13 protein-coding genes are annotated in these 15,398 nt (G+C 60.7%); 3 read left to right on the forward strand and 10 right to left on the reverse strand.

Features of this window, described 5'->3' with window-relative positions:
* Positions 1-14: 14 nt before the first annotated feature.
* Both J2S67_RS04930 and J2S67_RS04935 read right to left on the reverse strand, forming a co-directional pair.
* The gene (locus J2S67_RS04930; RefSeq protein WP_310246842.1) at positions 15-3,173 is read right to left on the reverse strand and encodes an SMC family ATPase; all 3,159 of its coding nucleotides are present in this window, start codon (positions 3,171-3,173) and stop codon (positions 15-17) included.
* Entirely contained in the window at positions 3,170-4,516 is a 1,347-nt protein-coding gene (locus J2S67_RS04935; RefSeq protein WP_310246845.1) for an exonuclease SbcCD subunit D, read from the reverse strand. Before J2S67_RS04935 ends, J2S67_RS04930 begins: the two co-directional genes overlap by 4 nt.
* A 59-nt stretch (positions 4,517-4,575) precedes the next feature.
* On the opposite strand from J2S67_RS04935, the gene J2S67_RS04940 reads away from it, so the two are divergent.
* The gene (locus J2S67_RS04940) at positions 4,576-5,574 is read left to right on the forward strand and encodes a hypothetical protein (protein WP_310246849.1); all 999 of its coding nucleotides are present in this window, start codon (positions 4,576-4,578) and stop codon (positions 5,572-5,574) included.
* 44 nt (positions 5,575-5,618) lie between these two features.
* Here the strand turns inward: J2S67_RS04940 and J2S67_RS04945 are convergent, their stop codons facing one another.
* Positions 5,619-6,620 carry an exonuclease domain-containing protein gene (locus tag J2S67_RS04945; RefSeq protein ID WP_035754624.1) on the reverse strand — a complete coding sequence of 334 codons (1,002 nt, stop codon included), beginning with the start codon at positions 6,618-6,620 and terminating at the stop codon, positions 5,619-5,621.
* Between the two features lie 78 nt (positions 6,621-6,698).
* Between J2S67_RS04945 and J2S67_RS04950 the strand changes: the two genes are divergently transcribed.
* The gene (locus J2S67_RS04950; RefSeq protein ID WP_310246853.1) at positions 6,699-7,451 is read left to right on the forward strand and encodes a VTT domain-containing protein; all 753 of its coding nucleotides are present in this window, start codon (positions 6,699-6,701) and stop codon (positions 7,449-7,451) included.
* Between the two features lie 79 nt (positions 7,452-7,530).
* Here the strand turns inward: J2S67_RS04950 and J2S67_RS04955 are convergent, their stop codons facing one another.
* The 6 genes from J2S67_RS04955 to clpS form a co-directional block, all read right to left on the reverse strand.
* Positions 7,531-8,196: a non-canonical purine NTP pyrophosphatase gene (locus J2S67_RS04955; protein ID WP_310246855.1), complete on the reverse strand. Its 666-nt coding sequence runs from the start codon at positions 8,194-8,196 to the stop codon at positions 7,531-7,533.
* Positions 8,193-8,936 carry a ribonuclease PH gene (gene rph / locus J2S67_RS04960; RefSeq protein ID WP_035754623.1) on the reverse strand — a complete coding sequence of 248 codons (744 nt, stop codon included), beginning with the start codon at positions 8,934-8,936 and terminating at the stop codon, positions 8,193-8,195. Before rph ends, J2S67_RS04955 begins: the two co-directional genes overlap by 4 nt.
* Before the next feature lie 100 nt (positions 8,937-9,036).
* Positions 9,037-9,996, reverse strand: a complete 960-nt coding sequence (locus J2S67_RS04965) for an MBL fold metallo-hydrolase (RefSeq protein WP_084590330.1) — start codon at positions 9,994-9,996, stop codon at positions 9,037-9,039.
* A 14-nt stretch (positions 9,997-10,010) separates the two neighbouring features.
* The gene (murI, locus tag J2S67_RS04970; RefSeq protein WP_370977398.1) at positions 10,011-10,916 is read right to left on the reverse strand and encodes a glutamate racemase; all 906 of its coding nucleotides are present in this window, start codon (positions 10,914-10,916) and stop codon (positions 10,011-10,013) included.
* A 120-nt stretch (positions 10,917-11,036) separates the two neighbouring features.
* Positions 11,037-11,753, reverse strand: a complete 717-nt coding sequence (locus J2S67_RS04975) for a DUF2017 family protein (RefSeq protein ID WP_310246858.1) — start codon at positions 11,751-11,753, stop codon at positions 11,037-11,039.
* Positions 11,753-12,052 (reverse strand): ATP-dependent Clp protease adapter ClpS, encoded by a 300-nt coding sequence (gene clpS / locus J2S67_RS04980; RefSeq protein ID WP_035754619.1) that lies wholly within the window; start codon positions 12,050-12,052, stop codon positions 11,753-11,755. The genes J2S67_RS04975 and clpS overlap by 1 nt, the downstream gene beginning before the upstream one ends.
* A gap of 65 nt (positions 12,053-12,117) precedes the next feature.
* Here clpS and J2S67_RS04985 point away from each other — a divergent pair, with 65 nt between their 5' ends.
* Entirely contained in the window at positions 12,118-13,425 is a 1,308-nt protein-coding gene (locus J2S67_RS04985; RefSeq protein ID WP_310246861.1) for a nicotinate phosphoribosyltransferase, read from the forward strand.
* A 129-nt stretch (positions 13,426-13,554) separates the two neighbouring features.
* Here J2S67_RS04985 and J2S67_RS04990 read toward each other — a convergent pair whose 3' ends face one another.
* Positions 13,555-15,336 (reverse strand): DEAD/DEAH box helicase, encoded by a 1,782-nt coding sequence (locus J2S67_RS04990; RefSeq protein WP_310246863.1) that lies wholly within the window; start codon positions 15,334-15,336, stop codon positions 13,555-13,557.
* Positions 15,337-15,398 lie beyond the last annotated feature (62 nt).

Below are 15,398 nucleotides of genomic sequence, written 5' to 3' on the forward strand. Positions count from 1 at the left end.
CGTCCGGCCGTCTTTCAAGTTTGCGGCTGGTCTGCTGTGATGACTTTCACTTGTGAACCCTTCCGGGTCTTATGGACATAGATCTGGTCAGGGATCTGGCTGCGTAACTCTTCGACGTGGGAGACGATGCCGATCATCCGTCCGTCTTGCCGGAGCCGTTCGATGCCGGTCATCGCTTTATCGAGTGTTTCTTTATCGAGTGTCCCGAACCCTTCATCGACGAAAAGCGTCTCGATGGTGATGCCGCCGGTTTCTTCCTGCACGATGTCAGCAAGGCCCAGCGCTAACGCGAGGGATACCAGGAAGGTTTCACCCCCGGAGAGGGTCGCAGTGGGGCGGACCACGCTGTTCCAGGAGTCTTCGACCACGAGGTCGAGGCCCGCTTTCCTGTTACGGCTCTTCGTGTCATCATGCAGGATCCTGTAGCGGCCATCGGAGAGGACGTTGAGCCGCTGGGTCGCCGCCTCAGCTACCGCTTCAAGCCGGGCCGCTAGAATATAGGCGCGAATGCTCATGGACTTGAGGTTCTCACCGCCGGTCCCGTTGAGGGCCGCCGCTATAGCTTTGGCTCGTTGAGCTTGTGCCCCGAGCTCGCCGCGCCGGGAATCTGCATCGCGCAGTTCTGCGCAAGCCTGATCGATCGATTCGCTGACGTGCCGGGCTTCAATGTGGGCGGCGAGCGCTTCATCTTTACGTTCCGCCGCTTGCTGGACTCGCCCGCGCTGTTCGGTCAGCTGTTCTTCCGTTGAGGTGCTCTCGCCGTCTTCGATGCGTTGGATTGCGCGCTGAACGGATTCGAGCGAGCCAAGCGCTTCTGACCGTGCTTCAAGATCGGCATGGGCTTTGATGTCCTTCTTCAGCTGCTCTGCTTCCTCATCTTCGAGGAGGTTTCTCTCTGCTTCTGTGCGGGTGAGTTTGTGATGGGTGAGGTACGTTTCAGCCTTTGTGCGTGCTTCATTCATCTGCTCTTGTGCATCTGTTGTACGGGCATGTAGGTCGATGCAGCGCCGCATGGTGTCAGTGAAACGTGTGAGTGCCGCGCTCAGGGCCTCGAGGCTCTCCCACTCCCCTTGCTGTGCGAGCTGTTTGTGGCGACGCCGCTCATCCTCTTGGCTTGCTTCTTCGAGGGTTTGCCGGCTCGCGGCGGCTTCGGTTTGTGCGTGTTTGAGTCGGCTGCGAGCTTCGTCAACGGCTTTTTCAGCTGAAGTGACGGCGGTCTCTGCCCGCTCGATTGCGTCTTCTTGCTCACGCGCCGATTCCAGCTTGTTCGCCAGCTCCGCGATGGATTCTTGGGCTTGCTTCAGGCTCAATCCGCCGGCTTGGGTTCGGGCCGCACTGAGCGACTCGTAGCTGTCACGCGCGTGGTCTTGTGCCGCGCTGTTCTCACGCTCGGCACGCTTTCTGGCCTGCTGGGCTTCTTCGATGTCGTGTTCGGTGACGGTTGGGATGGGTGTGGTTGGATCCGAGTCGGTGGTCTCCGTTTCATTGGTCGCGGTCTGTGTATGGGTGGCTGGGGAGGGATGCTCGGTCGCGCCGCACACGCTACACGGCTCACCTGGTGTGAGATCTTGGGCAAGGCTCGCCACGAGGTACGCCTCACGCTGGGAGTAGAGGTCATGTTCGTGTTGCCGGGCAGCGTCGAGTGAGGTTTGGGTTTCGTCGCTGCGTTCACGCGCCGCCTTGTGGGCTGCCTCGGCGTCTTCGACAGCCCGGGCCGCTTGTGCTTGCTTGGTGAGCTTGTGGAGACGTTCTTCCAGCTGGGACGCGCCTTGTTCCGGCTTCTGGCACGCTTGAACTTGTTCGAGTGCCCGCTCATAGCTGGTGTGTGCTTGTGTGAGGGTCTCGTTTGCCTGCTCAACGTGGGCTTGACGCTTTTCGCTCTCGGCCTGGGCGCGGTGAAGTGTAGCCGCAGATGCTTTGCATGCTTCCTGGCTTGTGATGAGTTCCCGCTGCCGTGTGCGCGCTTGAGCAATGGCTTCTTCCCACGCGGTGAACTCGTGCACAGGTTGTGAGAGCGCGAGGCCCGCGGCATGAGTTTCAGATGCATCATTGCCTCTGGTCAGTTCCCGGTATGGGTAGGCGTGTTCGGGGTGGTCCACCGGAAGCGTACGAGGTAGTTCCAAGCGAGCTTGCTCGAATGCGTCGCTGAGTTTCGCAACCGTGCTGGCCGCGTTCGCTTCTGCCTCCATGAAGCGCTGGGCTTCACGTGCGCGCTCATGGAGTACTAAGGCCTGCCGTTTCTTCTCGGCTTCTGCCTCTCCGGCCTCTAGTTCGGCGCGGGCCTGCCGGTAGTTTTCATATTCGCGGGCGTCCCGCGCCACGGATTCCAGGCGGGCGAGCTTATCTTTCGCATCCCCGTAGTGCTGTGTTGCCGTTTGGTGAGCCTCGCTGCGCCGCTGGATGAGCTGCGATGCCGCCTCGGTCAGGCCTTCAGCCCACCCGAGATCATCGCTTGCGCCTTCCAGATCCGCTGGTTCAAGACAAAAGCGCACGGCGAGCTCTTCAAAGTCTTCGATGCAGCGTTCATAGGCTTCTTGAGTGTCCCGGGTTTGGGCTTCGAGATGTTTGGAATGTTCGTTCGCGGTTTTCTGCAGGTTCTCGTAGAGGGACACATCGAACAGGGTTGAGAGCAGTGCGTCGCGTTCATTCGTGCTGCTTTTGAGGAACTGGGCGAACTCCCCTTGTGGTAGCAGTGCCACGCGAGTGAATTGGTCGAGGGTGAGGCCTAAGAGGCCTTGTGCGCCGTCAAGGAAGACGTTGACGTCAGCAGGTTTGGCGCCGCGGCTGACCCAGTGGCCATCCACCAGCTCTTCGACGTAGGCTTTCGCGTTCTCTGCGGTGGTTCCAGTGCCGCGTTTCTTCGGTCGGTTCCATGCCGGGGAACGTTTGACTCGATAGCGTTGCGCATCAATTGAGAATTCGAGTTCTACGGAAGCGGCGAGGGATGCGGGAGCGTAGCTGCTTCTGACGGGCGGGTTGGTTCCCAGTTCGCTTCTGGCGCCGGGAAGCTTCCCGTAGAGGGCGAAGCACACGGCGTCGAGAATGGTGGTTTTCCCGGCCCCGGTGTCCCCTTGCAGCAAGAACAGGCCGGTTCCGGAGAGCGCATCGAAGTCGATGGTTTCGGTTCCGGCGTACGGGCCGAAGGCAGTCATCGTGAGGGTGTGGAGTTTCATGCCCGGCCCTTCTGCGCGTCCGCCCCGCTGTGGGACTGTTCTACCTGTCTCTGCCCATCTAGCTGTCTCCGCCCATCTACCTGCCTCTGCCCAACGCCTAATTGTTGGGCACCTGCTTGTTCAACACGTGCCTGCTCGATGAGTTCTTCGATGAGTTTCGTCTCTTCTTCATTCGGGCTGCGCTCGCGCACGAATTCGAGGAACCCTTCGGCGATCTGTTGCGGATTCTCCGCCTTTTTCATCCGTGCCCGGTAGGTTTCAGCGCCGTGGGAGGTTGCACGGTTTTCGTGTTGGAGCACCAAGGTCTTAGGGAAACGTTCCCGCAGCCGTTCCATGGGGCGCTCTGGGCGCTGGGCATCTGTCAGCGTGATCTGGCAATACGCTTGCTCGGCCCAGGCGTGTTCTTCTTTGGTGAGAAGCTCCTCGATAGGTCCTCTAAGGATCGCGAGCGGCACCGCTGGCGGCCACGCAACCCAGGATGCGCTCACATCCTCACCCGGGTTGATCTCCACGATCCACCCGCCTTTTTCTTGATGCGCTTCAGAGAAGGAATAGGGCAGCGGCGAGCCACTATATTTCACGTTCGGTAGGGGGCTTTGCGGACCGTGCAGATGCCCCAAGGCCGTGTAGTCACTCCAAGCGAAAAGCCCGGCTGAAACCTGATCCAGTTGCCCCACAGACAATACTGCTTCCGAATCGGTGGGCATGCCGCCGGCCGCGAAGAGGTGCGCCATGATGACCGTCCTGACCGGAACTTCCCCGGCTTGGCTTTCGCGTTGCTGGGCAACCTCGCGGATTCTCGCTACCGCGGCGGCAACCACATCGTGATGAGTGAGTTTCTCAACCCCCAATTGCGCTGCGACAACCCGCGGTTCAAGGTACGGAAGCCCATACACATCAACGTGCTGAACCACCTCGCCGCCCGCACCATGAACCCCGTTCTCGGCGTCGCTGCTAACCGTTACCCTTCCGCCGTTGCCACTGCGTTGCGTGAAGCGGATAGGGACGATGCTGTCCTCCAGGCTCGTGCGGAAGTGCACGCCAGCAGCGGACATGAAGCGGCTACCGAAAGACATCCTGCGCGCCGAGTCATGATTCCCGCTCGTCACCACCACGCTGATACCCAGGCACACGAGTTCTTCAAGTGTGTCTTCAAACATCGTGACCGCTCGTTCAGGCGGGACCGTGCGGTCATACACATCACCGGCGATCAAGACCGCATCGACCGCGTGCTCACGGGCGGCATCGACCACATCACCCAACGCCTTACGTTGAGCCGATTCGAGGGACTCACCGTGAAAATTACGGCCCAAATGCCAGTCCGATGTGTGCAGGAACTTCATGGCTTCACCCTACCCAGCACCCCTGAGATTTTGATGACGAACACCGCTAGGCTGGAGGCATGAGCAATTCTCCCGCAGACTCCGCACCCACACCTCGCCCATCCGACCCTGCAGGATACGCCGGGCTCGTCTACGCTGTGCTCAGTGCCGCGGCAGAGGTTGAACGCACCGACACCACCGAGGTCCATCAACTCGGACCCGAAACGATGCTGATGCTCTCGATCGGAGACGGCCTCATGGAAGCCCTCGAATGGGCCCACGACGGGGTGGCATCCGATGAGCCGGCATGCATCTGGCTCGGTGCACTGCGTTGGATCCGCGCAGTTGACCGTGAACTACCGGATGGCGCTCCGGTCCCTCCGGCGCGCCCGTTCACGGACCACATGCTCGCGCTCGGCGTCCAGGAAGGCGGGGACCCGCAGAACATCGTTGGGTTGCGCTCCCCCGAGATGAGTCTTCCGCATCGCCCGTTTAACCGTCCCGCCGCAAGCGTTCCCGAGCTCGCCGCAACAGACGGTCCCGGCGTCCTGGCACGCGCCATTGCACTCGGAGTGGTCCCTTATCTGCCCATCGAGCAGACCCGTTCCTTCGCAACAGCCGCCGCAGCCCTCTCCCACGGCTCCCCACAGGCCCACGCCGCGTGCGCGGATGCCGCGGAACTGATCGTCCGCGCCACCCACCAGATGCCCCAAGACGCCGGAGAAAACTCGTTCATCCAGGCACTCGAGCGCGCCGCCGAAGTTGGCGAACACACCCAGCAACCAGACCGCAGCGCCCAACAGCTAGACCACCATGCCCAACGGCCAGACCACAACAACGACGGTGTTGCGCGCTCGAACCTCACCTTGGCTGCCGGTGTAGCCCTCAACGCGTTAGGCACAGATGCAAGTGAGGCGCACGCTACCGACGTAGGGACCGCGCTCGCCGATGAAGGCTACCTCCAGGCCGGCATGTTCGCCGCCGCTCTCATCGCCGCCGTGACCGGCAAGTCAGGCACCCGCCACCACTACCCGCTCATCGAGGAATACTCGAAGAAGCTCGCAGAACTCATGTTCTGAGCCTGCGCTGGGCCTGGCTAGCGCAGCGTGTTCACTGGCCTGTATCAAACACCCAAAGGCCAGTGGCCGCCAACGGCTTGGAGGAACTCCGCCTCGGACATCACCGAGATGTCTTGCCCCATGTCGCGGCGCGCCAATGCATGGCGTGCCTTGCGCGTCATGCGGCCTGATGTGAGGTCTTCGGCAACGAAACCGTCGCCAACAACCAGAACACTCGTGGTGGTAGACACCCTGTCAGCTGTTTGAGCGCCCACCGCGGCGGCGCGCTCTTTCGCCTCGTTCCGGGGAATACCGAGCTCGCCAGTAAACACCACGCGTTGACCGAAGAGCGGATTCGCAGGGTCTGCGTCGTGATTCGGTTCAGGGTTAGGGCCTTCAACCGGCCACGGAGCATCCAGCTGTTGCGGAACAGCGTGCCCGGCAACCCGCCATCCGCGCGCGTCACGCAACGCTTTGCACTCAGGGTCCCCCGGCTTGAAGCTCGCCATCGTCGAGACCTGCAAGCCAGCCTGTTCCACAGCCTCGGTCATCGTGCTGGCACCGAGCCTGCGGGCCGCATCGACCCCGATGGCCGCGCACGCGCGCGCATCCGCCAACGCATCGTGATGTGAGGTCAAGTCGAAGCCCGCGGCATGTGCTGCAAAAGGCAAGGAATAAGACATCAAGTCATAGACCTTACGGGCCAACTGGACCGTGCAGGCATACACCAACTTCTGCGCACCAACACCACACGCCTGCAGACCGGCGCGGATCACGCCGATATCGAAAGCCGCATTATGCGCCAGGACAAGGTCACCGCCGATGAACTCGGCAATCTCAGGATAGGCGTCTGCAAAACGCGGCGCCGTTTCAACCTGCTCGGGATGGATCCCGTGGATCGAGACGTTGCGGGGATCAAAATGATCAAAACCCGCAGGCGGCTGTAGCAACGACGCATAGGTATCGACCACTGCCCCATCACGGACCCTCACGAGCCCCACGGCGCACGCAGAACCACGAAAACCGTTAGCGGTCTCAAAGTCAATTGCTACAAAATCCACAGCCACGTGAGCTTATTCTACCCCGATGCGGATCATATAAGCCCCGATGCGGCTCCTCACGGATAGCCACGTAGAATTCTTCTCATGCTGAGCAATCTATTCACTGGTTTGGTCTCGCCTGAGGCCGTGACCAACGTCGTTAATGTCGGTGCCGCGTTCCTACCTGACTGGTTGAACCCTGACGTTTTCTTGCGTGATTCAGGGTTAGGCCCGTGGGTCATCGCGCTGGTCGTCGGCATCATCTTCGCTGAGACCGGTTTATTGCTAGGTTTCTTCCTACCGGGTGACTCCATGCTGTTCACCGCGGGCATGCTGATGGCAACCGGGGCGATCGAAACCCCACTATGGGTTGCGATCCCCGCGATCATCATCGCCGCGATCGTGGGTAACCAACTCGGTTTCTATATCGGCGAGAAAACCGGCCCAGCCCTCTACAGCCGCGACGATTCCAAGGTCTTCAAACGCGAGCACGTGGTCAAGGCGCACGACTTCTTTGAACGCCACGGCGGCAAAGCCCTGATTCTGGCGCGTTTCGTTCCGATTGTTCGCACCTTCGTTCCGGTGATCATCGGTGTTGCCGGCATGAACAAAGCCAAGTTCTTCCTCTACAACGTGATCGGCGCCGTCTTGTGGGGCGGCGGCGTGACCCTGCTGGGTGCGTGGCTGGGCCGTTTCGATTGGGTCGGCAAGAACATCGACATCATCTTCATCGCGATCGTTTTGCTCTCCATCACCCCGATCATCTTCGAGGCCGTGCGTCACCGCATCAACTCGAAAAAGAACAAGCCAGCCGCCCCACGGGAAGCGGTAGAAGAAACTCATCAAACGAAAAACTAAACAACCGAGAAACTAAACGGCGGGCGGATTGCGTATCAACGCAATCCGCCCGTCGCTGTTTTCCGTCAGCTATTTTCCGTTAGCTGTTAGAGCAGGCAGCGATAATCGAGGGCAAGAGCGCCTCGATTGCTTTCTTGCGGTGGCTGATGCTGTTCTTCTGCTCTGGGGTGTGTTCGGCGAGTGACTTGCTGGAGCCCAGCGGTTGCACGATGGGGTCGTATCCGAAGCCGCCCTCACCTTGGGGCTCGGTCAAGAGGGTTCCTTCGAGCTCCCCGCGTTCCACGACTTCGTAGCCGTCGGGGCTTGCCACTGCGGCAGCACACACGAAGCAAGCGCGCCGCTGTATCGGGTCGGTGATGTCGGCCATCTGCGCTAGCAACAAGCGGTTATTAGCTTCATCGTCGCCGTGCACCCCTGCCCAGCGTGCAGAGAGGAAACCTGGGGATCCGCCCATGACGTCTACGGCCAGGCCAGAGTCGTCGGCGATCGCGATCAGCCCGGTCTCTCGGGCCACGGTGCGGGCCTTGAGCAGCGCGTTGCCTTCGAAAGTCACGTCACTTTCGACCACATCGGCAGCGCCCGCGGTTGCCGCATCAATGACCTGGGTGTCTACATCGAGGCCTTCGACCTTGCCGCGCAACAGTTCGCGTAGCTCCGCTAGCTTTCCCTGATTATGGGATGCCAGCACGATCCGCGGGGCTGTTTCCTCGTTGGGGTTCACAGTTTCGGTAGGGTTTGCGTTCATCGTTGCCATCCCAGTGTCTCGCATTGCATTGCGGCTAGCTCTGCCGCTCCCGTCACTGCCAAATCCAGCAGTGCATCGAGCTCTGAACGGTTGAATGGCGCCCCCTCGGCGGTACCTTGTACCTCAACGAAATCGCCCGAGCCGCGAACCACAACGTTCATGTCCGTCTCCGCGCGGACGTCCTCAACGTAAGGCAAATCCAGAACAGGGGTTCCGTCGATGATGCCCACCGAGACTGCCGCGACGGTATCGGTCAACACCTGCGCGTCCTGATCGACCAGGCCTTCTTGGCGTGCCCATTCGACTGCGTCGGCGAGTGCGACGAATGCGCCGGTGATGGCGGCGGTGCGGGTGCCGCCGTCGGCTTGAAGTACATCGCAATCGAGCACGATGGTGTTTTCACCGAGCTGTTTGGTGTCTATCACGGAGCGAAGGGATCGGCCGATGAGCCGGGAAATTTCGTGGGTTCGGCCCCCGATTTTCCCTTTGACGGATTCACGCTGATTGCGGGTGTTGGTTGCCCGCGGCAACATCGCGTATTCAGCGGTAACCCAGCCGCGCCCTTCTCCTTTGAGCCAGCGGGGTACGCCCTCGGTGAAGGAAGCGGTGCACAGAACCCGGGTATTACCGAATTCGATGAGAGCTGAGCCTTCAGCGTTTTTTGACCATGCCCGGGTGATGGTGACGGGGCGCAGCTGGTCTGCTCGGCGACCATCGGCGCGTGTGTTAGTTATGCCCATGCGGTCATCGTATCCGTTCTTTGGTCGGTTCACGGTGTTTTGTAATCGGCTTGTTATGTGTTGGTGCGGCAAGGGTCGCCTGCATTTATGGCGAGGGATTTTATGGCGATGGATCGTGTGGCCCCGGTTGGACAGGGTTTTCGCGGGTTCCGCGGTGGCCTGGGATGGGCCGGTGCCGCACGCCGGCCTCTTGAAGTGCGCGTGCTAGGGATTCTGGGACGCGGGACATGGTTGCAGTGCGTGGGTCGCCGATGCGTTCGCCTGAACGTACGCCGTAGGTTACCCCTGAGACGGCCACCGCGAGTTCGCCACTGTATTCGGCGCGGGCTTCTTCTAAGACGGTGGTGTGGTCGGTCCAAACGGGGATGTGGGTGAGCAGGAGCCGCTGGACTGCGGCTGCTTTCGCTGCCTCCCCGGCTCGCTTTCCGGTCAGGTGGACTCCCTTGATGTGGTCGTCGCGTCCTTCTTGGAATGCGGCCTCACACAAGAAGAGGTCGGCATCACGGGCGGCTTCGACGAGTTCGGGGCATTCGTCCGTATCTCCTGAATAGGTCAATACGGAGTGGATTTGCCGGCCTTCGAGGATCTCGTGTCCTTCAATGCGGAACGCATAGGCCTCATCGACGGGATGGACCACCGGATACGGTGTTACGGTCAGCGGCCCTATCGTGACGGCTTCGTATGCAACCCAATCCCGGAAGTCGAAGTCTTCACGCATACCCGGATCACGCGGTAGGCCGTAGGCATCTGCCATGCGGTCGGCGGTATCGGCTGGGCCATAGACCCGCACGCGGTCCCTGCCCCAGCCTTCTGGGTCCCAGTGCACTGCAACGTGTAACCCGCACAGATCCATGCAGTGGTCTGGATGCAGATGGGATATCAGGACCGCGTCGATGTCTTTGAGGTCCATGTAGCGTTGCAGTACGCCAAGGGATCCGGACCCGAAATCCAGTAGCACGCGCCACGGGCGGGTTCCGTCGTGTGCGGTCAGCAGATAGCACGATGCAGGCGAGCCGGGGCCTGGGAATGATCCCGTGGAGCCGATGATCGTCAGTTTCATGTCATGAGCTCCGATTAAGTGTTGTCGGGATATCGCGGGATCATGTGGGTTACACCCGTCACCTCGGGTCCGAGGAATCGTTGAGCCATGACCGAGAAATGCTCGGTGTCACCGGTAGCCATGAACGTGTGGCGCGCGCTCGCCTCGGGCGGGGCGATGAGGCCTGCCTCGGTGAGGGAACGGAACACGTCTTTCGCGGTCTCGTCCGCTGAGGACACCAGGCTCACGTCCTCCCCCATGACGTAAGAGATCACGCCCGTGAGCAACGGGTAGTGCGTGCACCCCAGCACGAGCGAATCCACGCCATATTCTTTGAGCGGCTGCAGATAGCTCTGGGCAACATCCAATAGTTCCTCGCCTGAGGTTTCGCCGCGTTCAACGAACTCCACAAAACGAGGGCACGCAGCCGCACGCACCTCAATATGCGGGGCGGCCGCGAACGCATCCTCATAGGCTCGTGAGCGTACCGTGGCTTGCGTACCAATCACACCGATGCGGCCCGTACGGGTTGCACGCACCGCCGCACGCACGGCCGGCTTGATCACTTCAACCACCGGGATGCCGTAACCCACCGTGTAACGCTCGCGTGCATCGTGCAAAACAGCGGCCGAGGCTGTGTTGCATGCGATCACCAAAAGCTTGACACCGGCCTCGACCAGCTGGTCCATGATGTCGAGCGCATTCGCGCGCACCTGCGCAAGCTGCAACGGCCCATACGGGCCGCGCCCGGTATCCCCCACATAGAGGATGGACTCCTGTGGAAGCTGATCGATGATCGCGCGAGCCACCGTGAGCCCGCCAACCCCGGAATCGAACACGCCGATCGGCGCCAACGTGGGATCACTCGCTGAAGCTTCTCCACGCAACGCACGAGTCACCGTAGCCGCGGCGTTGTTTTCTGTTGCGACGCTGCCTTCCACTGAGGCGTTTTCTGCTGAGGCGCTATCCGCTCGGGCGCTATCTGCTAAGGCAGAGTTCAATGCCGGTTTCATGGTCTCCGTTATGCACATAGAAAATGAGGTGCTTGATGCGTATCTAGGCTAAGCCTTTCCACGCAACAACGCATGCATGAGTGAGTCTTGCAGCCACGAGGTGAAGCCGTAAAGCATAACCATGCCTTGGTCCGGGTCATCGGACACTCCTTGTTCCATGGCTTCCTGCACGCGATCAGCGTCCTGTTGATCCTCGATGCCCAGGCGGGCTGCCAATACAAGCCGCATGACGTTGAGTGTCGAGGCCACCTGCCCCGCTTTCTCATGCGGAATCAAAAATGGGTCTTTCATCACAGCACGCGCAAGCCACTTCAAGCCTTCCCTTTGACGAGCGATGAGCCCCGGCTCGGTGCGTGCACGCATCGCTGCATCCGCACCGTCAAGGGCGCCCACCGCGTCATCGGTATGGATCGAACGCGGCAAGATAGCCAAAAGCGCTGGGTCGTGAGGGTCATCCAACGTAGCCGACCCGCCTAGCAGCGAGGCCCCCGCGTCCGCTATGTCGTTACTGAGCCCCAGTTCTTCCCACCAGCGGTCTGCCCCGTCGGCTGTTACATCTGTAGGTTCTTCTACGGTGTTTGAGGCTTTCCTTGAAGCGGCGTCCGTTGTGCCCGATGCGGCCTTCAGACCCGCATCGACGTGTTCGGCTTCACGCCCGGCAAGCAACTGGTCGATGTCGCGAGCCAGCATCACCAACAGCTGGGCCTCTGCGTAGTCAAGTTCAGTTGAATAGCCTTTTCGTGTAGCTCTGAAAGGACGTGCCATCAGGCGTCGCCTCCGCGCATCGTGGCCTGCAAACCGAAACCGTGCATCGCTTCAACATCGGCTTCGATCTTTTCCCGCGGCCCGCGAGCCACCACGGCCTTGCCCGAATGGTGCACTTCAAGCATGAGTTTCTGTGCAACCGAATCCGAATAGCCGAAGTACGTGCGGAACACGTAGGAAACATAGGACATCAAATTGACCGGGTCATCCCACACAACAAGCTCGAAAGGGCGCGAGGCAGCGGGTGCGAACGCGTTGTCCTTCTCCACTTGATAACTCACAGAGGTTGCGGCAGCCATACGACACATTGTAGTGGTGGGACCCGAGTGCCGCCTCAGAGGGCTTGACATATTAGGCTGGGGACATGTCAACGAGCACGTCACTGATGACCGACCGCTACGAGCTGACCATGATCGAGGCCGCGATGGCCTCCGGTACAGCAAACCGTAAGAGTGTATTTGAAGTTTTCGCACGCCGCCTCCCGGAAGGGCGCCGCTACGGCCTTTTGGCCGGTACCGGACGGTTCCTTGAGGGGCTTGAAAACTTCCGTTTCACCACCGAAGACCTCGATTACCTCTCGGATAACAAAGTGGTTGGCGAAGCGATGCTCAACTGGCTCGCCGATTTCCGTTTCTCCGGCAATATCACCGGCTACGCCGAAGGTGAGATCTATTTCCCGAACTCCCCGATCATGCAGGTCGAGGCCACGTTCGCTGAAGCGGTGATCCTGGAAACCTATCTGCTCTCAGTGCTCAACTATGACACCGCGGTCGCCTCAGCGGCATCCCGCATGATCGCTGTAGCGGGCGGACGGCCATGCATTGAGATGGGATCGCGGCGGGCCAACGAAGAGTCCGCGATCGCGGCGGCACGCGCGGCCGCCATCGCAGGCTTTGCTAGCACCTCCAACCTTGAAGCGGGCCGCCGCTACGGTCTCACAACCGCGGGCACGGCCGCGCATTCCTTCACCCTGCTGCACGATTCTGAGCGTGAGGCGTTCAAAGCCCAGATTGATTCGATGGGCGTTGACACGACCCTGCTCGTGGATACCTACGATGTGGAGCAGGCCGTGCGCACCGCCGTTGAGGTAGCAGGGCCCCAGCTTGGTGGTGTGCGCTTGGACTCAGGTGATTTGCTGTCCCAGGCGGTATGGGTGCGGGAGCTTCTCGATGATCTCGGCAACCCGAATACCAAGATCATCGTGACCTCGGACCTCAACGAGTACGCGATCGCAGCGCTACGTTCTGCCCCAGTGGATGGTTACGGGGTCGGAACCCAGCTCGTGACCGGCTCGGGTGCACCGACCGCCTCCATGGTGTACAAGCTGGTTGCGCGTCAGGGCAATGACGGCCAGTGGGTTCCGGTCGCGAAATCGGCATCCGGTAAGAAGTCGGTGGGTGGTAAGAAGTATGCTTACCGCCAGATCAATGAACGCGGCCGCGCAACCGCTGAGCTGATCGGTGTGAACCGGGTTCCTTCCGGGGCCACCGATAGCGACCGCCCGCTGCAGATCCCACTCGTGGTGAACGGCGAAATCCAGGATGGTTTGACCGGAGCTGCAGGTGTCGAGGCTGCGATCGAGCGGCGTAAAGCTTCGATCGAAGAAATGCCGGGGCGTGCACGCCAGCTGATGCGTGGCGAACCCGTGGTCCCAACGCTGATCGAGGACTAAGATCACAGAAACGAAGCACACACAACCGGCGGCGCCCAGGGCATAGATCGCATATCTGTTCTGGGCGCCGCCGCTGTTGTTAGGCGCCGTCCACGGTTAGGCGCCGTCCACGGCGTTTATTTTCGGCCCTTATTTTTGGCCGACAAACCATTTCTGTAGCGTCGAGATGCGGTTACGTAACTGCTTTTCGGAAGCCTGCGCCACCGGCGGGCCACCACTAATGGCGCGTAGCTTGTTGTGGATCTGACCGTGCGGAATACCCGTCTTATTCGCATACGCCGCAACAGACTTAGCGAGTTGGGTACGCAAATCCATGAGCTGGCGGTGATCCACGACTCCCTGTGTTTGTTCTCCCGGCGTTTGTTGCTGTGCCGCGGTCTTCCGCTTGCTCAGGTGCTTGGCCTGCCGCTGACGCAACAGCTCACCGACCTGTTCGGCATCCAGTAGGCCCGGGATGCCAAGGAAGTCAAGTTCCTCTTCGGAACCCACGCCCGCGCCTAGCCCGAACTCACCGCCGTCGTAGAGAACACGGTCGAAGCTCGCATCCGATTCAAGGGCCTGGAAGGTGCCATGAGTGAGCTCACTTGATGCGCGCTCTTCACGGTTGGCTTGAGCCAGTTCCGCCTCGACTTCCTGCACTGTCTGGTCTTCACCGCTACTTGGCCGGTCCAGTGCGTGATCGCGCTCTACCTCCATCTCGTTGGCAAGATGCGTCAAAACAGGCACCGAGGGCAAGAAGACGCTCGCGACCTCGCCGCGCTTGCGGGAACGCACGAAGCGCCCGATCGCCTGAGCAAAGAACAGTGGTGTGGACGTGGAGGTCGCATAAACGCCGACTGCCAAACGCGGCACGTCAACACCCTCAGACACCATGCGCACGGCGACCATCCATCGTTTCGTGTTCTCTGTGAAGTCCTCGATGTGTTGCGAGGCCCCGGCATCATCGGAGAGCACAACCGTGGTCTTCTCGCCTGTGATGCGATCCAGGATCGCCGCATACGCACGCGCGCTATCTTGGTCGGTTGCGATCACCAACCCGCCGGCATCCGGAACGCTTCGACGCACCTCAGTCAAACGCTGATCCGCTGCGCGAAGAACCTTCGGGATCCACTCACCCTCAGGGTTCAAAGCGGTACGCCACGCGGACTGTGTGATGTCTTTGGTCGCGGCCTCCCCCAACTGGGCTTCCATCTCTTCACCTGTTGAGGTGCGCCACCGCATCGAACCGGAATAGGCCATAAACATGACAGGGCGAACAACGTGGTCCTTGAGCGCCTCACCATAACCGTAGGTGTAGTCGGCTTTCGAACGGCGGATGCCCTCTTCGTCTTCTACATACTCAACGAACGGGATCTGCGCCGTATCCGAACGGAACGGCGTACCCGTAAGCGATAGCCTGCGCACCGCAGGCTCGAAAGCCTCCCGGATACCGTCGCCCCAGCTCAACGCGTCGCCTGCGTGGTGGACCTCGTCCAGGATCACGAGCGTCTTCCCGGCCTCAGTGCGTGCTCGATGCAGCAGCGGCTTGTTCGCAACCTGCGCGTATGTCACGGCAACGCCGATGAAGCCGCGGCCGTGGCGGCCATCGGAGTTCTTGAAGTTCGGGTCAATGGAGAGCCCGATGCGGGCGGCGGCGTCAGCCCACTGCGTCTTCAGGTGCTCGGTCGGCGCTACAACAGTGATGCGGTTGATGGTGCCGCGCTCAACCAGGGTCTTGGCTACACGCAACGCGAACGTTGTTTTACCTGCGCCTGGGGTTGCAACTGCAAGGAAGTCCTTCTCTGGGCTGTTGAAGAACGCTTCAAGAGCCTCTGCCTGCCACTGCCGCAGCTTAGGAGCTGTGCCCCACGCGGCTCGTTCCGGATACGCCGGTGGCATGTCCTCGCCCACGGAAAACAGGGCATCGGACATAAAGGCATCACTCCACAATCATTCTTCAACCATCAGAAACAGAGCACCGGTTTCTATGCGGA

This window comes from Pseudoglutamicibacter albus (genome assembly GCF_031458175.1).
Taxonomy (GTDB): Bacteria; Actinomycetota; Actinomycetes; order Actinomycetales; family Micrococcaceae; genus Pseudoglutamicibacter; species Pseudoglutamicibacter albus.